We start from the raw sequence: 20,489 nt of genomic DNA on the forward strand, positions 1-20,489 counted from the left end.
TACGGCGCCATGCGGCGCGGCTGAGCACCAGGGTGTAGTCCCGCGGCACCACCACGCCGAGGCGGGCGCCGCGCCGCATGGCGCCGTAGACGTAGGAGCCGAGCAGGTTGTAGCCGATGACGATGCGCCCCGCCGCGAGATCGGCGATCAGGTCGCCGGTGCAGCATCGCACCCGGAGGTTCGCCCGCCCGAACGCCTCGACGAGGCGGCCATAGGTGGCCGCCGCGCGGGCATCGTAGACCGCGAACAGGTAGCCGATCCCCGAGAGCGTGATGTCGTAGGAGCCGATGTGCCCGGCATAGGCGGCGGGCTTGCGCCGCAGCAGGTCGACGAGTTCGACGCGGCTGCGCGGCAGGTCCTCGCGGGGAACGAGGTCCGGCCGGTAGGCGATCACCGCCGGCTCGGTGGTGAAGCCGAACACCTCGTTGCGCCAGGCGGCCCAGTCCGGCTGGCGGGCGGTCTCGATCGAGCGGTGGGACCGGGCGCAGCCGTCATTGGCGAGCTTGACGAGATGGTCGACCGATGAGGAGATCACCACGTCGGCGGCGGAGGTCGACCGCCCGGCGGCGCAGGCGGCCGCCACCTCGCCGAACAGGTCGGCGGTGATGTATTCGTGGTACACCACCGTGACGTCGGGATAGAGGAGCTGGTAGTCGCGGATCAGCGGCGCCATGGCGTCGAGGTCGGCAGCGGCCCGGATCGTCAGGGTGGTGCGTTCGTGCTCGCTCGCCGGGAAACGGGTCATCTCCTCGGCGATGGCCGGGACCGCGAGACCGACGGCGAGGAGGAGGGCGAGGCGGCGCATCATGCCCGTCCCTCCCCATCCGGCAGGGACAGGATCACGCAGAACCCCTTTTCGGAATGCGCCTCGAAGCGCATCGCGCCGCCATGGGCCGCCGCCACCTCGGCGGCGATCGACAGGCCGAGGCCGGAGCCGACCGTGCCGCCGGCCGCGGCCTGGAAGGGCTGGCGCACCCGGGTCCACTCGCTCGCCGGGATGCCGGGCCCGTCATCCTCCACCGCCAGCAGCACCCGGCCGCGCTCGCGCCCGACCCGCACCGTGAGCCGGCTCGTGGCGCCGTGCTTGAGGGCGTTGTGGATCAGGTTCGACAGGGCCTCGCGCAGGGCGATGGCATCGGCGGGAATCGTCACCGCCTCCTCCGGGCCCTCATAGCCGAAATCGACCGCCCGGCTGCCGGCCTGCTGCACGGCGTCGATCAGGGTGCGGCGGGCGAGCCCCGCCACGTCGACCGGATCGAAGGCGGCGGCACGGGCGCGGTGGATCACCATCGCGTGGTTGAGGAGCTGGTTGGTCAGCTGCCCGAGTTCCGCGGTCCGCGCGCGGATGCGGGCGAGCTGCTCGCGCCGACGTCCCTCGTCGGTCTCGGCGGACAGGAGGTCGAGCTGGGCCGCGAGCGCCGTCAGCGGCGTGCGGATCTGGTGCGCGGCATCGGCGATGAAGCGCTTCATCACGGCGACGTGGCCCGCCAGCCGGCCCATGAAATGGTCGATCGAGGAGACGAGCAGGTGGATCTCCCGCGGGGCGGCGAGGCCGAGCGGCTCGAGGTCGTTGGGCCCGCGGGCCGCCAGCACGCTCTCGATGGCGCCAAGCGGCCGCAACGCCGCCCGCACCGCCACCGCGACGGCCCCGAGCGCCAGCGCGCTCATCGCCAGCACCATCAGGCTCGCCTTGACGGTGAGGGTGCGGGTGAGTTGGCTCCGCGCCTCGCGGGTCTGGGCCACCACCACGGCGGCAAAGCCCGCTTGCCTGGCGTCCGGCACGTAGCGCCCCGTCACCACCGCCCGGACCGCCTGGCCGCGATGCTCCCCGTCGAGGAGAAGCGGACCGGCGGCGAGGCGGGCGCGATCGACCGGGATGCCGAGGTCGGTGTCGCCGGTGAGCACGCGGTCGGCGGGGTCGACCACCTTGTAGAAGATCCGGTCGCGGGGGCTCAAGGCCAGGGTCTCGAAGGCCGAGAAGGGCGGATCGACCGAGACCGTGCGCCCGTCGCTGGCGATGGTCTCGGCGATCTGGAGCGCCGCCCCGACGAGAAGCCGGTCATAGGCTTCGTCCGCCGCGAGCCGCGCCGAGGCCCAGGCGGCGGCGAGCAGCAGGCCGGCCCCGGCGGCCAGGACCAGGGCCAGCACCGCGACGAGGCGGGAGAAGAGCGAGGACGTGCGCAGGATCACGTCAGACGATCCGACGGGCCAGGTTGCATCCCGTCCACGACCTCAGGAGGAGGTCGCCGAGAGGAAGGAGACGATCTCGGCGGTTCCGTCATGGTCGGCATCACTCCTGGCACACCACCTGATAGCCCAGCCCCCGCAGGGTGCGGATCTCGGCCTGCGCCCCGGCGGCGTTGAGCTTGCGGCGCAGCCGCGCCACGATCTGCTCGACGGCGTTCTCGCTCGATTCCTCCTCGAAGGCGAAGACCCGCTCCACCAATTCGCCCTTGGCGAAGATGCGGCCCGGGCGCGCCGCCAGGATCTCGATCAGGGTCCATTCCCGCCGCGTCAGGTCCAGAGGCTCGCCCGCCACGCAGGCGCTGCGCGCCTCCCGGTCGAGGCGCAGGTTGCCGAGGGTGAGGGCGTTGTCGGCATGCCCGCTGCCGCGGCGCAGGAGCGCCCGCACGCGGGCTTCCAACTCGCGGAAGTCGAACGGCTTCACCAGGTAGTCGTCCGCCCCGAGATCGAGGGCCCCGACCCGGTCGTCGACTTCCGAGCGGGCGGTGAGCACCAGCACCGGCACCGGGCCGCGGCGGCCCCGCAGGCGCCTGAGGATCGCAAAGCCGTCGAGCCCCGGCAGGTTCACGTCGAGGATGACGAGGTCGTAGGTCTGGACGGCGAGCAGCGCGTCGCCCGCCGCCCCGTCCACCTCCCAATCCACCGCATGGCCGAGCGCCCGCAGGCGCGCGGCGATGGCCTCGCCCACGTCCCGGGTATCCTCGACGAGCAGGATTCGCACGAAAATTCCTCTCTGCTCAGCACGTGGCACTATCTGTCAGGTTGGCAACAGGTTCGAAGGCTACCCAACCCTCAACGCCGGGCCAAGCACCCACCGGGACATGCGCTTCGGTCCGCAGGCGACGAGACGGGGAGGACACGCCATGAACGCACGCCCGACCATCATTCCTGAGCCGCTGCTTCAGGTCGAGGGTGTCACGCTCCAGTACAAGACGAGCGATCATCTGGTCACCGCGACCTACCGGGTCGATTTCGAGGTGATGCCGGGCGACCGCTACATTCTGCTCGGGCCCTCGGGCTGCGGCAAGTCCACCCTGCTCAAGGCGATCGGCGGCTACATGACCCCGGTCGAGGGCGAGATCAAGCTCAAGGGCCGCAGGGTCACCGAGCCCGGCCCCGACCGGATGATGGTGTTTCAGGAATTCGACCAGCTCCTGCCCTGGAAGACCGTCAAGCAGAACGTCGCCTTCGCCCTCACGGCGAGCGGCCGCGCCACCGGCGCGGAGGCGACGGACCGGGCGATGTCCTACATCGAGAAGGTCGGGCTGGCGAAGTTCGCCGATTCCTTCCCCCACATGCTGTCGGGCGGCATGAAGCAGCGCGTGGCGATCGCCCGCGGCATGGCGATGGAGCCCGACATCCTGCTGATGGACGAGCCCTTCGCGGCCCTCGACGCGCTCACCCGCCGCAAGATGCAGGACGAGTTGCTGCGCCTGTGGGAGGACACCCGCTTCACGGTTCTGTTCGTCACCCACTCGATCGAGGAGGCGATCAAGGTCGGCACCCGCATCCTGCTGCTCTCGCCCCATCCGGGCCAGGTCAAGGCGGAGCTGAACAGCCTGCCGGCGTCCGAACTCGGCACCGCCGCGCAGGGCGCCCTCGAGACCCGCATCAACGACATGCTGTTCGCCTGACGATCATAAGACCTGGGAGACACGCCGTGACCGCCACCCTCGCCCCCCTCACCACACCCGTCACGACACCGATGGCCCAGCGGCCCGAGATCGTCCGCGAAACCTCCGCCGCCGGCGCGATCAGCGTCGAGCAGCGCCTGTCCTTCGCCGAACTCGCCTATCGCCAGAGCTGGCTGCGCAAGGTCGTCGTCCTCGCCGCCCTCGCGGTGGTCTGGGAAGCCTATGGCCGCTGGCTCGACAACCCGCTGCTGTTCCCGACCTTCTCGGCCACCGTCGAGGCTTTCGCCGCGGCGATCCTGAGCGGCGAGATTCCCGCCAAGGCGCTGATCTCGCTCCAGACGCTGGCCATCGGCTACGGCATCGGCATCGGGCTGGCGGCGTTGCTGACCACGCTCGCCATCGGCTCGCGGATCGGCACCGACCTGCTCGAGACGCTGACCGCGATGTTCAACCCGCTGCCGGCGATCGCCCTCCTGCCGCTGGCGCTGATCTGGTTCGGCCTCGGCCAGGGCAGCGTGGTGTTCGTCCTCGTCCACTCGGTGCTGTGGGCGATCGCCCTCAACACCCATGCGGGGTTCCGCTCGGTCTCGAACACCCTCAAGATGGTCGGTCTGAACTATGGGCTGCGCAACCTGAGCCTGGTGCGGGCGATCCTGATCCCGGCCGCCTTCCCCAGCATCCTCACCGGCCTGAAGGTCGGCTGGGCCTTCGCCTGGCGCACCCTGATCGCGGCCGAACTCGTCTTCGGCGTCTCCTCGGGCTCGGGCGGCCTCGGCTGGTACATCTTCGAGAACCGCAACGCGCTCGAAACCACCAACGTCTTCGCCGGTCTGTTCACCGTCATCATGATCGGCCTCTTCGTCGAGAACGTGATCTTCGCCAACATCGAGAAGAAGACGATCCGCCGCTGGGGCATGCAGCACTAAAACAAACGAACGACCCCGGAGCGGCGCCGCTCCGGGGGTCCGCGCCCAACGACATCCCCGGAGGAAACCCCATGTTCGCACGCAAGCTCCTCGGCCTCGCGGCCGGCGCGGCCCTGGCCGTCTCGATGACCCTCGGCGCCGCCCGCGCCGAGGTGTCGGAGGTCCGCATCTCGAAGGGCTACGGCGTCCTCTACCTGCCGCTCTTCGTCATGCAGGAGAAGAAGTTCCTGGAGGCCCAGGCGGCCAAGGCGGGCCTCGGCGACGTCAAGGTGAGCTGGCTCACGCTGGATGGCGGCAACGTCATCAACGACGCGATGATCGCCGGCTCCCTCGACATCGCCGGCACCGGCGCCCCGGGCTTTCTCGCCCTGTGGTCGAAGGGCCGCGGCAGCCCCAAGACCGAGGTGATCGGCATCTCCGGCCTCTCGACGACGGCCCTCGATCTCAACGTCAACAAGCCCGAGATCAAGTCGCTCGCCGATTTCACCCCGAAGGACAAGATCGCGATCCCGGGCATCAAGACCTCGCTCGCCGCGGTGGTGTTGCAGATGGCGGTGGCCAAGCAGTTCGGGCCGGAGAACTATAACAAGCTCGATTCGAGCACGGTCGGCCTGCCGCATCCCGAGGCGGTCGCCGCGCTGCTCTCGGGCAAGACCGAGATCGTCGCGCATTTCGCCTCGCCGCCCTTCACCGGCGTCGAGCGCGCCGACCCGAAGGTGCGAACGATCCTCAAAGCCTCGCAGGTCTTCGGCGACATCACCCTCGACGTGGTGTTCGCGCTCAAGCGCTTCACCGAGACGAACCCGAAGATGACCCAGGCTTTCCTGGCCGCCCTCGACGAGTCGTGCGACTTCATCAAGACCAACAAGGCCGAGACCGCCGAGATCTTCGCCCGGGCCTCCAAGGTGAAGGTGTCGCCCCAGGATGTGGCCCAGATCCTCGACGACCCGGACAGCCGGTTCTCGGCGACGCCGCACGGCATCATGGAGTTCGTGACCTTCATGAACCGGGCCGGCATCATGAAGACCAAGCCGGCGACCTGGCAGGAGCTGTTCATTCCGGCCCTGCGCGACCGCGCCGGCAGCTGAGCGAAGCCGAGGTCCGCAGCGCGACGCGATCGGTCGGACATCGGACGATCCGGGGAAGGCCGCCACGGCTCCCGCCTCGCCGCGCGCCCGCGCGGCGAGGGCTTTTTTACCATCGGTTAAGCATGACCGCCTTTGATAAGGGGCATGCCGACTCACCGCCTGACAGCCCCTCACTCCCCGGATCCGCTCAGCGACGCCCGGGACCTGCACGCCAGCATCGCGGCTCTGCGCCACCTCCTGATGGCACAGAGCCGGCAATTCGCGGCCATCGACCGCCGACTCTCCCTGGCCCGCAGCCCGGCGGAGGCGAGCGACCTGCGCCTGCGCCTCTTGAAGGCCGAAAGGGTCTGAAGGGCCGCGCGCGCCGTGCCGGCGCGGCCCCGAGGCCCGAAGCAGGACATGCAATCTCGACGTGCATATCTGCCGGTCGCACACCTGAGTGACCGGGCCGTAACCTTGATCTCGTTCCGCATGGACCACCCCTGACCGCGCCGCGTTACTCCGGTCACAGCGAGAGGAGGATTCCAGCGTGGACACCTGCAGCGGCACGCCCGTCAGCTTGACTCTGGGTCGACGCAGGATCGAAGGTGTCCTGCGGGCCGTGGGGGAGTTCGTCGAGATGCCCGGCCCGCCCGGAAGCCCGGCGCGCCGGCTGCGCAACCTGATCCTCGATTTCGGGTCGGCCTGCGCCCCAGTCGAGGTGTGGCTGGCCGAGCCCGAGCCGCTCGGCCCCCCGATGCCCACGCTTCAGCCTGCGCCGGCGTCTAGCCCGTCATCGCGATCCTGAGTTCTTCCAGGATGTCGTCGCCGCGGCAGGGGCGGGCGACGAAGCGAGCCCGGGCCGGCATCCGATCGGGATCGGGCTTGGTGCGTCCGGAGACGACGACGATCGGAAGATCGGGCCGCATCTGCGCCGCCGCGCGGGCGAGGTCGAACCCGTCGGTCTTGCCCGACAGCTCGACATCCGTGATCAGCGCGACGATGTCCGTGCGCCCGGTGAGCAAGCCGAGGGCGCGCTCGGCAGAGGCCGATTGCAGGACCTCGAACCCGGCCGCATCGAGCACGTCGCTGAGATCCATGATCGTCAGGGCCTCGTCCTCCACGACGAGGACCACGGGGCGCTCCTGCCCTGGACCGTCCCCGGCGCCGCTCTCGGCCTTCACGGTGTCGTTCGTCACGTCGCGTGTCCTTGCCGGTCGGGCCCGTCCGGGACGCCCGCCCGGAAGCGGCGCGTCGGACAAGGCCGTCGTCGTGTCCTCGGGCGGCCGATCCCGCCGGCCGGCACCCACGCACCGACCATTGATCGAAACGACCGATCCCCTGCACGGGTTGCAGCGAGGCCGTGTCCGCCCGACGAGGAATTCATCGCATCCACGATCTCCCGCTTGCGCCGCCGCCCGCGCCCCGCTAGAGGACGACACCGACCCGCACGGGCGCCCCGGCGCCCCGCAGGTCTGGCCCGGAGAGGTGGCCGAGTGGTTGAAGGCGCACGCCTGGAACGCGTGTATACGGGCAACCGTATCGAGGGTTCGAATCCCTCTCTCTCCGCCAGATTCCTTGTCTAAGTAATTGAATTTTATATTTTATTCGTGTTGGCTGTTGTAGCCGGCCCTCAAATTAGCCCACATTCATTGTCGGCTTGCAGCACTTGCCGCCGGATTTCATCGCACGATTGTTCTGGCAAGCGACCACGATGGTACCGCCCGACACTCTTGAGATAGGCCGCTCGACCAAGTGTGCGCCGCCGGGCTAGCTTCCCGATCACAGCGACGATTCCGGCTTCGCCAACCTCCGCGGGATCATAGGGACCGCCATGCCACGTCAGCATGGCCTTATGCTTGCGATGCCGTTGATGGGTGATCGCTCAAATAAACTCCTCGTCGCCTGGAAGGCCCCGACATACTCAGGCGGGGCACGGCACGCGCCTGAGAGAAAACGGGGGTACTCAGCCGCCGGGTTGGCTGCCTTCACGGTCTCAAGCGCGATTTCATGATGCCAGTCGTGTAGCGCGCAAATCCGAATGGCACAGCGCGTAGGTTCAAACATCATCACTTGCACAGCCTTCCAGGGCACGCTTGACGAACGCCGATGCCGCGGTGAGCGAGCGTCAGTTCGCCGCCGACTACGTACCCCTGCGAACCGATGAGAAGGCCCACGAAGCGGGGCGGCAAGGTTGCGGCACAATCTCTAGCCTACCCCGGACGTTGAGCCGCCCTTACGCTGCAACGTAGCCCTCCTTCGTGATGCCAATCCCGCTGGCGAGCATCGGGACCGGGTTCTGGTTCACCGACCAGCAGCACGGCCTCCAACTAATGGCCGAAACTCTGTGAGTCGCACCGCTGAGGAGCCAATGCGATCGATAAGCGCTCGCCTCCGGCTAGATGTGAGGCGTCTACCTGATTATGGTCAAGCACATCGTGACGAAATTTGATGAAGCTACCTTCGAGGAAGTTGAGGCTGTGGCCGGCCGCCTGGAGGAAGTCGCAGTCCCCAGCCCGGAGGTTCGTTGTGCATGCTGAAGGAGGAGAAAACGCGCAGCAACAATGAATGAGGCGTGATAGATTGCCGGACGATGTCATTGCGAATCGGGCGATTTGAAATCGCAAAGAGGGGGAGAGACAATGGTATCGCGAGTCAGAGTTCGAAACTTTAAAAAAATAGAAGATGCTTCAATATCATTAGCCAAGATAAATGTATTTGTAGGCGGAAACAATTCTGGAAAAAGCTGCATCATTCAAGGCATTCATTTTGGCGCAACGCTTGCACAGTCTCGAAAAATTGCCGGCTCGGAACAGTTCCCACCTGAGCGGTTGCGGTATTGTCCAACAGACGATTTTTTGACATTGCATCGCAACACTAAGCTAACAGAAGGTTCTAATATAATATTTACATTTACAGAAGAGATCAATAATGTTGCGCAAAATGCTGACATATATTTAACGAGAGGCAGAAATGGCGTTGTGAAGGCAAGAATTTCTGGTAACGAAATGTTAGACAAGGTCACTCACGCGAGTTCGCATTTTTCAATTTATGTGCCGGGTCTGGCAGGAATTAGCATCAGAGAAGAATATCGAGCAGAATTAGTTGTCAATAATGGCATTGCTCGTGGCGACGCTAATCTGTTTTTGAGGAACCTTCTGCTTAGGATCGCACGCTCTCAAGAAAGACAAGAACGATTTAATCATTATCTTGAGAAAGTTTTTCCGGGCTTTCGTGTTCTAACGCACTTTGACGAGGCCAACGATCTCTGGATTAAGACTGAAATTATTAATTCTGATGGAAATACATTTCCTATAGATATGGTAGGAACAGGACTTCTACAGGCTATTCAGCTTATCGCCTACGTAACTATGTATCAGCCAAAACTGCTATTGCTTGACGAGCCCGATGCGCACCTGCATCCGAGTAACCAGCGGCTGCTCGCCCGCACTCTTGAAAGTATTGTGGCTGATACGGAAACGAAGGTCCTTCTGGCAACCCATTCAAGGCATCTCATTGATGCATTTAGCGAAAGCGTAGATACCACGCTTTTCTGGGTGAAAAACGGAACGGCGACCCTACAGCAAAACTGGTCAGACATCGCTATACTTATGGATTTGGGCGCATTAGATAACGGCGAGAGATTTCTTGCTGGTAACTATCAGTATCTTATTTGGACGGAAGATACTGACAAAAGATACTTGGAAGTTTTTCTAAAATCAAACGGCCTAAACATGGATGATATTTTGTTATTCTCTTACCGCGCAAGCAGCAAAGTCGATGCCGCGAAGCTAATGAGTGCATTTGTCGAGCGTATAAGACCCGGCGTCAAAACGATCATACATAGAGATCGCGATTTTATGTCAGAGGATGAAATCGAAAGACTGCGCGGGAAATATCAGCTCGCAAACACTCCCAATATGAAATTGTTTATCACGAAGGGGTCAGATATCGAAAATTACTTCACGTCCCCTGATCATCTAGCTGCAACGCTTGAAATCGAGTCAGCAGCAGCTCAGACTATCGTTGAAGGTGCAATTCAAGAATATTCCAACGAATTCATAACTAAATTTTTGCAGAAGCGCGAAGAGGTTAAAAGAGACTTGTATAAGAATAATCCCGATGAATGTCCCACGGCCGCAGGTCTGCTGCCACCTGCCGGTATTCCAGTAGAGCAAGCTATGGGCAAGCTTCTGCTGAAGAGATGTGCGCCACGAGTGCAGTTGTTAGGAAAGAATCCTAGCTTAATATTGTCAGAGAGTCCGGCGTTGGTTGACGAAAATTTTCAAGAATGCCTTGCATAAATCAAAATATGATCTTTGTGAAGTTTCAGATTTTTGACGGAACGACGGAGGGGTAGAAAATTTGTAAGATTGGGGTATATCCAGGCGTGACGTAGCACAATGAACGGGCTAAGCCGTAACATCTAAGTTCACAGCGGGAGTTTGTGACACGGTAGCCTCACGCCTAAACCTTGAAGTGACCGATCGGGCCTCACGCCGATTACGCTCGTGCAACCCAGCCGCGCCAGGTGATGCCACGTAGAACAGGGCAATCTCTCGAAAGCCGCCATTTGCCAGGATGTTCGCATCTTGCTCCGGCGTGATGACGGGCAGGTGCGAACCGACAGCCGCTCAGGCCTGCCGGGCTTGCTCACGATCAGCCCCCGACGCGACAGCGTCGGCTTCATAGCGCGCAACCCAGCGCGGGCGCTCACCCTCCTCTTGAGGGACGCTCCCATGCGCCGCGACAAACGGAGCGTTCGGCCTCAACCGTCAATGGATTGCTCGAACCGTCGCCTCGCGTTCGGCAGCCTGAAGGAAGTGCAGGGTCAGAAGGCACGTCGCCGCGCCGAAGGGACCGGACGGCGCGTCGTCGAAGTACACGGCCGTTTCGAAGCCGCTTGCGGAACACTTGCGGAACGCTTACCATGTTCGCGATTTGTTTCCGGAGCGCGGCAGCGCGGGGATGAGAGTGTCACATGCTCACGCGTAAGCAGTTGGACCTGCTCCGCTTCATTCAGCAGAGGATGCGCGAGACGGGCGTTCCCCCGTCCTTCGACGAGATGAAGGACGCCCTCGATCTCAAGTCGAAATCGGGCATCCACCGCCTGATCACGGCCCTGGAGGAGCGGGGTTTCCTGCGCCGCCTGCCGAACCGGGCGCGGGCGATCGAGGTGATCCGCCTGCCCGACGCGGTGACGGGGCCGGCGGTGGCGCCGGTCGCGGCCGGATCCGGGGCCGCGGTGGTGCGGTTCAACCCCAGCGTGGTCGAGGGCGGTCGCGCCCACGAGCCGAAGCGGCCCGCTGGCATCCCCGCCATCGCGACGGCGCCGGACGAGAACGGCCAGTCGGTCAGCGTGCCGGTGATGGGCCGGATCGCCGCCGGTACGCCGATCTCGGCGATCCAGAGCCAGAGCCGCACGGTGGCGATGTCGCCGGACTTCCTGGCGAGCGGCGAGCACTACGCCCTGGAGGTGCGCGGCGACTCGATGATCGAGGCCGGCATCCTCGACGGCGACCTCGTGGTGATCCGCCGCCAGGAGACCGCCAATACCGGCGACATCGTGGTGGCGCTGATCGACGACGAGGAAGCGACCTTGAAGCGCCTGCGCCGCCGCGGCTCGTCGATCGCGCTCGAGGCCGCCAACCCGGCCTACGAGACCCGCGTGCTCGGGCCGGACCGGGTGCGGATCCAGGGCCGGCTGGTGAGCCTCGTGCGCAAGTACTGAGGGGCTTCAAGTCAAAAGCAGAATCCTCCCCCCTCTGTGGGGGAGGGGGCTCCTTGCGTCAGCAAGGGCCGGGAGAGGGGCGCCGCGACGCTGGTTCAGGTGGCAACCGTCATCCTGGTCGCCACCTCTTCGGAAACGAGGTTCACCTCTTCCGCCCGGCTCCGCCCGGCATCCTCTCCCGCAGCGGGGGAGGGGTGAGGGGCGGCGGCCCGTCAGTGCGCGCTGCCCGTCGCCACGAACTTGAACAGGAACACGCCTGCGATCACCCACACCACCGGCTTCACGTCGCGGAAGCGGCCGGTGAGCAGCTTGATGACCGCATAGGTGATGAAGCCGAAGGCGACGCCGTTGGCGATCGAGTAGGTGAAGGGCATCAACAGTGCCGTCACGCAGGCCGGCAGCACCTCGGTCAGGTCGTCCCAGTCGAGATCGACCAGCTCGTGCAGCATCAGGCAGGCGACGTAGAACAGGGCCGGGGCCGTGGCATAGGCCGGGACCGAGCCGGCGAGCGGCGCGAAGAACAGGCAGGCCAGGAACAGGATCGCCACCGTGGCGGCGGTGAGACCGGTCCGGCCGCCCTCCTCGACGCCCGACGCGCTCTCCAGATACGCGGTCGTGCTCGACGTGCCCAGCAGCGAGCCGACGAAGATCGACGAGGAATCGGCCATCAGGGCCTTGTCGAGGCGCTCCATCTTGCCTTCGGTGAGGAGGCCCGCCCGGTTGGCGACGCCCATCAGCGTGCCGGTGGCGTCGAACAATTCGACGAGGAAGAACACCAGGATCACGTTGAGCAGGCCGCCCGACAGGGCGCCCTTGATGTCGAGGGCAAACAGCGTCGGGGCGATCGAGGGCGGCAGCGACGCCACGCCCTGGAAGGTGTTGTCGGCGACGATGAAGCTGAGCGCCGTGACGGTCAGGATGCCGGCGAGCAAGGCGCCCCGCACCTTGCGCACCGACAGCACCGCGACGATCAGGAAGCCCAGCACCGCCAGCACCGTGCTCGGCTTGTGCAGGTCGCCGAGGGTGACGAAGGTGGCCGGGCTCGCCGTCACCACGCCGGCGCTCTTGAGCGCGATGATCGCCAGGAAGAGCCCGATGCCGACCGTGATCGCGATCCGCATCGAGCGGGGAATGCCCTCGACGATGATCCGCCTGAGACCCGTCAGCGTGACGACCATGAAGCACAGGCCGGAGATGAACACCGCGCCCAACGCCGCCTGCCATGTATAGCCCATCTGGAGGACCACCACGTAGGCGAAATAGGCGTTGAGCCCCATGCCGGGGGCGAGGGCGATCGGATAATTCGCGTAGAACGCCATCACCAGCGAGCCGATCGCCGCGACGAGGCAGGTCGCGACGAACACCGCCCCCTTCGGCATCCCGGCATCGCCGAGGATGTTGGGATTGACGAAGACGATGTAGGCCATCGTCAGGAAGGTGGTGAGCCCGGCGAGCATTTCCGTGCGAACGGTCGTGCCGTGGGCCGAGAGCGCGAAGGTGCGCTCCAGAAAACCGGGGGGCCGGGTCAGGCCGTCGTCGCGCTTCAGGTCCATCGCTTCTCCTCGCCGTTGCGGGCTGCGTCACCGATCTGCCGGTAGATCCGGTCCGGCGCGAAGGGCGTCGCGGTCAGCCGCGCGCCGGTCGCGTCCCGGATGGCGTTGCCTAACGCCGCCGCGACGGGGTTGAACGGGCTCTCGCTCATCGACTTGGCGCCGAGCGGCCCGACCGCGTCATGGGTGGCGGCGAAGATCACCTCGGTGCGGGGCACGTCGGCGATGGCCGGGATGTGGTAGGTGCGGAAGGACGGGGTTGCGACCCGGCCCTCGCCGTCGATCGCCAGGTCCTCGTAGAGCGCCGCGCCCAGCGCCTGGGCGACGCCGCCCTCGACCTGGCCGCGGCACTGCACCGGATTCATCACCCGGCCGGCATCGGCGGCGTGGACGCTCCTCAGGATGCGCAGCTCGCCCGTCCCCGGATGCACCGCCACCTGGAAGCCCTGGACGTTGAACGCCACCGAGCGCGGCGTGCCGTCGGCGTGCCCCACCGCCTCCGCGGGGCCGAGATCGGCGAGCGCTACCCGCGCCTCGCCGGCCGTGACGGCGTCGCCGTCGAGCCGGCAGGCGGCGGGATCGACGCCGAGGCGGGCGGCGGCGCGGTCGCGCAAGGTGGCGGCGAGGCTTTCCGCGGCGCGCAAGGTCGCCTGGCCCGCCACCACGATGCCGGTGCTGCCATAGGCGCCGGTATCGTGCCCGACCGCATCGGTGTCGCCCTGGCGGAGGGAGATCCGGTCCGGTGTGGTGTGCAGCACCTCCGCGGCGATCTGGCCGTGCACCGTCGAGGTGCCGTTGCCGAACTCCACCGTCCCGACGCGCAAGCCGTAGCGCCCGTCGCCGTCGAGCGCGATCCGGGCCTCGGCGAAGTGGCCGCGGGGCGGGATCGTGTCGATCATCGACAGGGCCATGCCGGATCCCGTGCGCCAGCCCGGCGGGCCTGCGGGAGGGGACTCGGCCAGGGCCGCCGCGACGGCGTCGAGGCACTCGTCGAGGCCGTAGCTGCCGTACTGGACGTCGTGCGGCTCCAGGCTCGTCGACACCATCGGGTCGCCCGGCCGGACCACGTTGCGCCGCCGCAGCGCGAAGGGATCGAGGCTCAGCGCCCGGGCGAGTTCGTCCATGGCGGATTCGACCGCGAAGATGGTCTGGCTCAACCCGTAGCCGCGGAACGCCCCCGCCGGCAGGGTGTGGGTGTGGACGGCGGTGCCCGCCACCCGCTTGTTGGCGCAGCGATAGACCGCGATCACCTCGTTGCAGCCGTGATGCAGCACGCCGCCGGCATGGTTGCCGTAGGCGCCGGTATTCGACAGTACCTGGAGGTCGATCGCCGTCAGGGTGCCGTCCCGGCGGGCGCCGAGGCGCACCCGCACCCGCATCGGGTGGCGGGTGGTGGTGGCGGTGAACTGCTCGGTGCGGGTCAGCTCCCAGCGCACCGGCCGGCCGGTCGCCATCACGGCGAGGGCCACCAGATCCTCGGTCAGCATCTCCTGCTTCCCCCCGAAGCCGCCGCCGACCCGCCCGCATTCGACCCGGACCCGGTCGCGCGGGAGATCGAACAGGGCGCAGAGGGCGTCGCGGGTCAGGAACGGCACCTGGGTGCTGGAGCGAATGACGAGACGCCCGTCCGGGTCGCGCCATCCGGCCGCCGCATGGGTCTCCAGATGCGCGTGCTGGATCCGCTGCGAGCGGTAGGTGCCCTCATGCACCACGTCGGCCGCGGCGAGGCCCGCCGCCACGTCGCCGATCTCGCCATGCGCCTCGGCGGCGAGGTTGGGATGGGGGTGGAGCGGGGGGGCGTCCGCGCCGGTCGGCCGCGCGCCGTGGACCAGCGGCGCGTCGGGGGCCAGCGCCTGCTCGGGATCGAGGCAGGCCGGCAGCACCTCGTAATCCACGATCAGCGCCCGGCAACCGGCCTCCGCCGCCGCCTCGCTCTCGGCCACCACCGCCGCGACGCGCTGGCCGACGAAGCGCATGACGGAATCGAGCACCCGCGTGTCGCTGGCATCGTCGGCGGGGATCTGGTGCCGGGCGGTGGAGAACCGCCGGTCCGGCGCGTCGGCATGCGTCAGCACCCGCACCACCCCGGGCACGGCCAGGGCCGCCGCGTCGTCGATGCGCAGCACCCGCGCATGGGCGTGCGGCGAGCGCAGCACTTTCAGGTGCAGGGCGCCGGCCGCGTCGCAATCGAGGGTGTAGCGCGCCCGGCCGCTGACGAGGGCGGCGCTGGCCGGGGCCGGCGGGCTGTGCTCGCAGGCCGCCGGGCAAGGCGCCGGGACCCGGCCGTCGAGACCCGCGATCGCATCCGCAATGCCCGCGATCGCGTCCGCGATCGCCCGGTAGCCGGTGCAGCGGCAGAGATTGCCCTTCAGCGCCGCCGGCAGGTCCCGCCGCTGGCCCTGGTCGAGGGCCGCCGCCGTCATCACCATTCCGGGTGTGCAGAAGCCGCACTGGAATCCCTGCGCGGCGACGAAGGCCGCCTGCACCGGGTGGAGGGTGTCGGGCACCCCGTCCCCCGGCGCGCAGGGACCGGCCAGGCCCTCGACCGTGGTGACGCTCCGGTCCGCCGCCCGGAAGGCCGGCACCAGGCAGGAATGCAGCGGCTCGCCGTCGACATGCACCGTGCAGGCGCCGCAATCGCCAGCATCGCAGCCCTTCTTGACGCCGAACCAGCCGAGTTCGCGCAGCAGCGTGCGCAGGCATTGCCCGGCGCGGGGCGCGACCTCGTGCACCGTCCCGTTGACTGTCAGCCGCATGCGCCGCCTCCCGCGAGTTCGGCCCGGGCTTCCTCGGCCAGAATCCCGGTGACGTGGCGGCGCCAATCCGGCGCACCGTGGACGTCGTCGTACCAGAGCCCGTCCGGGATCGCGGCCGCGAGCGCCGCCGCGAGGGCGCCGGCCTCCGGCAGGCCGGGCAGGTCGATCTTGACCGGTCGTGGCGTCGCGGCCGTCACCGTGAGGGCGAAGGCGCCCGATGGGTCCAGGGTGGCGATCACCAGCGCCCCGGACCGGCCGTTGGGGCTGAGGGAGAGGCGCCGGAAGGCGGTGCGGCGCCGGAGCGCCGCCGCCGGCAGGTCGATCCGGCGCAGGATCTCGCCGGGTGCGAGCGCCGTCGCCTGCGGTCCCCGCACCAGATCGCGGATGGGCAGGGATCGTTCGCCGCCGTCGGGCGTCCAGATCAGGCCGGCGCCGTCGAGGGCGACCGCGAGCGCGATCATCGGCCCGGCAGGCAGCGCCAGGCAGAGGTTGCCGCCGACGGTCGCCGCGTTCCAGATCTTGAACGAGCCGAGGAGCGCCCGGCAGCACTGGCCGATCACGGGCGCGGCGGTCCAGGCCACCGGCAGCGCGATCCGGTCGAGGGTCGCGATGGTGCAGGTCGCGGCGATCGCGAGGCCCTGCTCCGTCACCGCATAGGGGGCCCAGCCGAGGGAGGGCAGATCGACCAGCCGGCTCACGCCTTCCTGCGGCTCGGAGAAGAGCCAGGTCCCGCCGGCGAGCCAGGCGTCGCCCGGATGCCACGCCGGCAGGGCGGCCCGGCTGCGGGGCGCCACCACCGTCGCGATGCTGTTGAGGTCCATGAGCCGTCCCGCGAGCCCCCTGCCTGCGCCCCCCGGACGGGGACACCCGCTCCCATAAGGCAAGATCGCGTCCAAATCGGCAGCCGGAAAGGCCCCCGCGCCGAAGCCCGATCCAGCAGCGTCTGGTCAGCGTGCGGGCGCCGCGCCGATGAGCCGGCAAAAAAGTGTCTCCATACTTGTTAACTATTTATTATGAATTTGATTGACTTTAGTAAGTTGTTAACTCAGATTTTGCGCATCACGGGACGGTGAGCAGAACGTCGCCATGCCGACTGTAGAAAAGTTTACTTCCAGCCTTACGTTGCTCGGCGATGCGGGGGTGACATATATGCAATCGGCCTATCCCAGCGGGGCGGACCTGTCGGGTTCCGCGGCGCGGCTGGTCGACGGGATGTCGACCGGGAAGAAAAGCCTGAATGGCAGAAAACCGGTCAGGACTCCGAATCCTGAGTCGGTCGTCAAGGCGTTCAACACCTGGGCGTTCAAGCGCGAGCAGCCCGGCAACCCCGAGCGGCTGGTGCCGGCGGTCGAGGCGGCGATGCGGGCCGGGCGCCCGCTCGACTTCGTTCTGTATTGGGGCAAGGGCCCGCGGACCGAGATCGCCGCGCCGGACCTCGCCTGCCTCGACTATCTCGGCCAGCTCGCCGAGCGGGTGCGTCAGGTCTATGCGCCGGGGGCGGTCTTCCGGCTGATCTTCACCGACACCCATGCGGCGCTGAACGGGCACCCGGCCGAGGCGGCGGATGCCTATTTCGGCGCCATCGATGGCGCCGCGCAGGCGCGCGGCTTCGCCAGTACCCGGCTCAGCGACGTTGTCGCCTTCGCCCGCGAGCTCGGAGCGGAGACGGCCGAGGAACAACCCTCCGGCGCGATCCTGGAGAGCCTGATCGCCTGTGCGGCGAAGTGGTACCGCGGCGAGGGCTCCACCGAGCAGGGCGCCCTCGACTATCACCGGATGAACATGATCGAGAAGCGCGCGGTTGCCGCGGCTTTCCCGGAGGCGGTGTTCGTCACCTTCAACGGCAGCGAGTTCCGGGACCTGTTCCCGGCCACGATGCCGATCTTCTACATGTACTCCCTGCGCCGCGGCGTCGGGGTGAAGCCCTGGTTCATGAGCGCCCCGTCGGGCGCCCAGCCGACCGTCTGACCCGATCTCGGCCGCGGAGACCTCCATGCAGAGCGCCGCTCGCGCGTCGGCGGCCCCCCGGCCGCCGGTCGAGACCGTCCGCCCGGCCGACAACATCCCCCTCGGCATCGCGCTGATGATCGGCGCGACCGTGCTGCTGACGCTGTCGAACGCCTTCTCGAAGCACCTCGTCGCCCATTACCCGGTCGGCGAGGTGATGTTCCTGCGCTCCTTCATCGCCTTCGGGCTGGTCTGCGCCTTCCTGCTGCCGGCGGCGGGGCTCGGGGTCTTCCGCACGCAGCGGCCCGGGGCCCATGTCGCCCGCGGGCTGTCGCAGGCGATCTCCCAGACGCTGACGGTGCTGGCCCTCGGGCTGATGCCGCTCGCCGGGGTCACGGCGATCGGCTTCTCGGCGCCGCTCTTCGCCGCCGTGGTGGCGATCCTGTGGCACAAGGAGGCGTCCGATCCGGTGCGCTGGGGCGTGCTCGTGGTGGGGTTCCTCGGCGTCCTGGTGGTGACCAATCCCGGTGCCGACTCGCTCCAGGTCGGGGCGTTGTTCGCGCTGGGCAACGCCGTGATGTACGGCACCGTCACGGTGGCGGTGCGGGGCATGGCCAAGACCGAGAAGGCCAGCACGCTGCTGATCTGGCAGATGGCCGTGATGGCGGCGGCGCATACGCTGCTGCTGGTCTTCGGCTTCCGCTGGCCGAGCGGGACCGATGCCGTGCTGTTCGGGCTCCTCGGCGCCTCGAATGTCGGCGCGCAATATCTCTGGACCCGGGCCCTCGCCGCGGCGCCGGCCACCGCGGTGTCGCCGTTCTACTACCTGATGCTGGTCTGGGGCATGGGCCTCGGCTACCTCGCATTCGGCGAGGTCCCGAACCTGCATCTCGTCGTCGGCGGCGTGATCGTGGTGGTCGCAGGCGGCCTGCTCCTCTGGCACGAGACCTGGATGCGTGGGACCTCGACCCACGCGACATCGCCCCCCCGGCGTGCCGCCGGGCCCCAGCGGCTGTCCCGTCCGGCGGCCGTGCGGCTGGACAGGCCCGAAGCGCTCAGGCTGTCCCGAGACTGCCCGGCCTGAGACGCCGCCCGGTCGGCACGGCGCGTCTCGCACGGCTTGGCGTCTTCCCGGCCCGCACCTCATCGTGGGAGGGCGGGCCGGAGAGCGGCCTTTCATACCATCGGCCCAAGATGCTGACGCATCGGGCCGATGAACCATCTCTAATTTTCGATACTCAGCCAAAGGCTGAGCGAAAATTGGAGAACGGAACCAAAGGTCGTCTTCAACGACCGTTGGTATCATATCGCGGAGGCCCTCAGCCCTGGCTCGCCGCCAGATACGCCCGCCATCCCCCATGGCCCGACACGTCCTCTGCCTCCCGCACGCCCTCCGGCTCGCACAGGAACCCCTTCGGGGTCGTGCCGTCGGCGAGGCGTAGGGTGCCGATGCCGAGGGGGGCGGGAATCGCCGCGACGAAGCGGCCGAAGGCGTCGGCCGTCAGCGCCCAGACCTCGGTGGCGATCGCCGTCCCGGTGCCCTCCGCCACCCGGACCAGACCCGGACGCCGCGGGCCCGCGCCCGGCAGGGCGAAGAGCCGGTAGTCCGGGGTGGTCGCGACCGCCCGCAGGAGCCGGGCGCCCAGGGCCGTCAGCTCGCCGTTGAGGGGCAGGCCTGACAGGTGCGCGCCGACCACCACCAGCTCGATCTCGTCCCCGGAGGCGTGCGCGGGTCCCGGCTCGGGCGCCGGCGGCAGCGGTGCGCCGGTCGCCCCGAGCGGCATGCCGCCGGCGCGGTGGAGCGCCTCGCCGAGGGGAACCAGGGCGGCGTCCCGGCCCGCCGGGGCGATCAGCGTCACCCCGGCCGGCCAGCCGTCGGCACGCGGATGGCTCGGCACGGCCAGCGCGCAGAGATCGAGCAGGTTGACGAAGTTGGTGTAGGTGCCCAGCTCGGCATTGGGGCCGAGCGGGTCGGCAATGAGCGCCGTCACGGTCTGCGGGCGCGGGAAGGTCGGCACGCAGAGCGCGTCGATCCCCTGCCAGACCGGCTCGGTGGCGCGGCGCAGCTCCGCCAGCCGGTAGCGGCCCGCGAAGGCGTCGGCGGCCGAGAAGGCGGTCGCGCGCTCGGTGATGGCGCGGGTGACCGGGTGCAGCGCCTCCGGCCGTTCGGTGATGAAGCCGCGGATCGCCTCCCAGCGCTCGGCCACCCAGGGCCCGTCATAGAGGAGCGCGGCGGTGGCGAAGAACGGCGTCAGGTCGACCGGGACCAGGGTCGCCCCCAGCGCCGCGAGATCGGCGAGCGCCGCGTCGAAGGCGGCTTCCGAAAGGGCATCGCCGGCAAAAAGCCGGCTCGCCGCATCCGGCACGCCGATGCGCCGCGGCAGCGGGCCCGGGCACCCGACCGGGATCGGGCGCGAGAACGGATCGGCGGCGTCGAACCCGGCGAGCGCCGAGAAACCCGCGAACGCATCCTCGACGGTGAGGGCGAAGATCGAGACGCAATCGAGGGTGCGGCAGGCCGGCACCACGCCGCGGGTGGATAGAGCCCCCAGGGTGGGCTTGAGCCCCACGATGGCGTTGAGCCCCGCCGGCACCCGGCCGGAGCCGGCGGTGTCGGTGCCGAGCGCCAGCGGC

General features: G+C 67.8%; 17 protein-coding genes and 1 tRNA gene. 9 read left to right on the forward strand and 9 right to left on the reverse strand.

The features are described 5' to 3' along the window. From VP06_RS16625 to VP06_RS16635, 3 genes are all read right to left on the reverse strand, one after another. Window positions 1-808 (reverse strand): ABC transporter substrate-binding protein (locus VP06_RS16625; RefSeq protein WP_048464900.1); only part of this gene is annotated, 808 nt, incomplete at its 3' end. Continuing rightward, on the reverse strand, window positions 805-2,190 hold the full coding sequence (locus VP06_RS16630) for a sensor histidine kinase (RefSeq protein ID WP_048464901.1): 1,386 nt from the start codon (window positions 2,188-2,190) through the stop codon (window positions 805-807). The genes VP06_RS16625 and VP06_RS16630, both read right to left, overlap by 4 nt. A gap of 100 nt (window positions 2,191-2,290) precedes the next feature. Then, window positions 2,291-2,965: a response regulator transcription factor gene (locus VP06_RS16635; RefSeq protein WP_048464902.1), complete on the reverse strand. Its 675-nt coding sequence runs from the start codon at window positions 2,963-2,965 to the stop codon at window positions 2,291-2,293. A gap of 142 nt (window positions 2,966-3,107) precedes the next feature. Here VP06_RS16635 and VP06_RS16640 point away from each other — a divergent pair, with 142 nt between their 5' ends. The 4 genes from VP06_RS16640 (at window position 3,108) to VP06_RS16655 (ending at window position 6,243) form a co-directional block, all read left to right on the forward strand. Beyond that, complete coding sequence (locus VP06_RS16640) at window positions 3,108-3,878, forward strand: ABC transporter ATP-binding protein (RefSeq protein ID WP_048464903.1); 771 nt, start codon at window positions 3,108-3,110, stop codon at window positions 3,876-3,878. Between the two features lie 71 nt (window positions 3,879-3,949). Further along, the gene (locus tag VP06_RS16645; protein ID WP_048464904.1) at window positions 3,950-4,804 is read left to right on the forward strand and encodes an ABC transporter permease; all 855 of its coding nucleotides are present in this window, start codon (window positions 3,950-3,952) and stop codon (window positions 4,802-4,804) included. A 71-nt stretch (window positions 4,805-4,875) separates the two neighbouring features. Continuing rightward, a complete protein-coding gene (locus tag VP06_RS16650) occupies window positions 4,876-5,892 on the forward strand; it encodes an ABC transporter substrate-binding protein (protein ID WP_048464905.1) in 1,017 nt (338 codons plus the stop codon). 144 nt (window positions 5,893-6,036) lie between these two features. Further along, entirely contained in the window at window positions 6,037-6,243 is a 207-nt protein-coding gene (locus VP06_RS16655; protein WP_048464906.1) for a hypothetical protein, read from the forward strand. 413 nt (window positions 6,244-6,656) lie between these two features. Here the strand turns inward: VP06_RS16655 and VP06_RS16660 are convergent, their stop codons facing one another. After that, complete coding sequence (locus VP06_RS16660; RefSeq protein WP_245291207.1) at window positions 6,657-7,070, reverse strand: response regulator; 414 nt, start codon at window positions 7,068-7,070, stop codon at window positions 6,657-6,659. A gap of 283 nt (window positions 7,071-7,353) precedes the next feature. Here VP06_RS16660 and VP06_RS16665 point away from each other — a divergent pair. Then, window positions 7,354-7,443 (forward strand) — tRNA-Ser (locus VP06_RS16665). 270 nt (window positions 7,444-7,713) lie between these two features. On the opposite strand, the gene VP06_RS39015 is transcribed toward VP06_RS16665, so the two are convergent. Continuing rightward, window positions 7,714-7,941, reverse strand: a complete 228-nt coding sequence (locus tag VP06_RS39015; protein WP_425350921.1) for an IS1096 element passenger TnpR family protein — start codon at window positions 7,939-7,941, stop codon at window positions 7,714-7,716. Window positions 7,942-8,513: 572 nt separating this feature from the next. Between VP06_RS39015 and VP06_RS35095 the strand changes: the two genes are divergently transcribed. Both VP06_RS35095 and lexA read left to right on the forward strand, forming a co-directional pair. Continuing rightward, a complete protein-coding gene (locus VP06_RS35095) occupies window positions 8,514-10,175 on the forward strand; it encodes an ATP-dependent nuclease (protein WP_082167444.1) in 1,662 nt (553 codons plus the stop codon). A 677-nt stretch (window positions 10,176-10,852) separates the two neighbouring features. Beyond that, the gene (gene lexA / locus VP06_RS16670; protein ID WP_048464907.1) at window positions 10,853-11,602 is read left to right on the forward strand and encodes a transcriptional repressor LexA; all 750 of its coding nucleotides are present in this window, start codon (window positions 10,853-10,855) and stop codon (window positions 11,600-11,602) included. Window positions 11,603-11,814: 212 nt separating this feature from the next. Here lexA and VP06_RS16675 read toward each other — a convergent pair whose 3' ends face one another. From VP06_RS16675 to VP06_RS16685, 3 genes are read right to left on the reverse strand one after another with little or no spacing between them, the layout of a single operon-like run. Further along, window positions 11,815-13,155 (reverse strand): NCS2 family permease, encoded by a 1,341-nt coding sequence (locus VP06_RS16675; RefSeq protein WP_048464908.1) that lies wholly within the window; start codon window positions 13,153-13,155, stop codon window positions 11,815-11,817. Continuing rightward, window positions 13,146-15,908 (reverse strand): molybdopterin-dependent oxidoreductase, encoded by a 2,763-nt coding sequence (locus VP06_RS16680; protein WP_048464909.1) that lies wholly within the window; start codon window positions 15,906-15,908, stop codon window positions 13,146-13,148. The genes VP06_RS16675 and VP06_RS16680 overlap by 10 nt, the downstream gene beginning before the upstream one ends. Then, on the reverse strand, window positions 15,899-16,729 hold the full coding sequence (locus VP06_RS16685) for an FAD binding domain-containing protein (RefSeq protein WP_048464910.1): 831 nt from the start codon (window positions 16,727-16,729) through the stop codon (window positions 15,899-15,901). Before VP06_RS16685 ends, VP06_RS16680 begins: the two co-directional genes overlap by 10 nt. 319 nt (window positions 16,730-17,048) lie before the next feature. Between VP06_RS16685 and VP06_RS16690 the strand changes: the two genes are divergently transcribed. Continuing rightward, entirely contained in the window at window positions 17,049-17,876 is an 828-nt protein-coding gene (locus tag VP06_RS16690; protein ID WP_156295647.1) for a hypothetical protein, read from the forward strand. Between the two features lie 25 nt (window positions 17,877-17,901). Beyond that, window positions 17,902-18,939, forward strand: a complete 1,038-nt coding sequence (locus VP06_RS16695) for a DMT family transporter (protein WP_053081859.1) — start codon at window positions 17,902-17,904, stop codon at window positions 18,937-18,939. 235 nt (window positions 18,940-19,174) lie between these two features. On the opposite strand, the gene atzF is transcribed toward VP06_RS16695, so the two are convergent. Then, on the reverse strand, window positions 19,175-20,489 hold a 1,315-nt coding region (atzF, locus tag VP06_RS16700), incomplete at its 5' end, for an allophanate hydrolase (RefSeq protein WP_048464912.1).

This window comes from Methylobacterium aquaticum, from assembly GCF_001043915.1.
In the GTDB taxonomy this organism is placed as follows: domain Bacteria; phylum Pseudomonadota; class Alphaproteobacteria; order Rhizobiales; family Beijerinckiaceae; genus Methylobacterium; species Methylobacterium aquaticum.

What these genes read in the sequence shown, in the direction of transcription:
- VP06_RS16640 (WP_048464903.1), top strand. Translation starts at nt 3,108, where the DNA reads ATGAACGCACGCCCGACCATCATTCCTGAGCCGCTGCTTCAGGTCGAG.
- VP06_RS16645 (WP_048464904.1), top strand. Translation starts at nt 3,950, where the DNA reads ATGGCCCAGCGGCCCGAGATCGTCCGCGAAACCTCCGCCGCCGGCGCG.
- VP06_RS16650 (WP_048464905.1), top strand. Translation starts at nt 4,876, where the DNA reads ATGTTCGCACGCAAGCTCCTCGGCCTCGCGGCCGGCGCGGCCCTGGCC.
- VP06_RS16655 (WP_048464906.1), top strand. Translation starts at nt 6,037, where the DNA reads ATGCCGACTCACCGCCTGACAGCCCCTCACTCCCCGGATCCGCTCAGC.
- VP06_RS39015 (WP_425350921.1), bottom strand. Translation starts at nt 7,941, where the DNA reads ATGATGTTTGAACCTACGCGCTGTGCCATTCGGATTTGCGCGCTACAC.
- VP06_RS35095 (WP_082167444.1), top strand. Translation starts at nt 8,514, where the DNA reads ATGGTATCGCGAGTCAGAGTTCGAAACTTTAAAAAAATAGAAGATGCT.
- lexA (WP_048464907.1), top strand. Translation starts at nt 10,853, where the DNA reads ATGCTCACGCGTAAGCAGTTGGACCTGCTCCGCTTCATTCAGCAGAGG.
- VP06_RS16675 (WP_048464908.1), bottom strand. Translation starts at nt 13,155, where the DNA reads ATGGACCTGAAGCGCGACGACGGCCTGACCCGGCCCCCCGGTTTTCTG.
- VP06_RS16680 (WP_048464909.1), bottom strand. Translation starts at nt 15,908, where the DNA reads ATGCGGCTGACAGTCAACGGGACGGTGCACGAGGTCGCGCCCCGCGCC.
- VP06_RS16685 (WP_048464910.1), bottom strand. Translation starts at nt 16,729, where the DNA reads ATGGACCTCAACAGCATCGCGACGGTGGTGGCGCCCCGCAGCCGGGCC.
- VP06_RS16695 (WP_053081859.1), top strand. Translation starts at nt 17,902, where the DNA reads ATGCAGAGCGCCGCTCGCGCGTCGGCGGCCCCCCGGCCGCCGGTCGAG.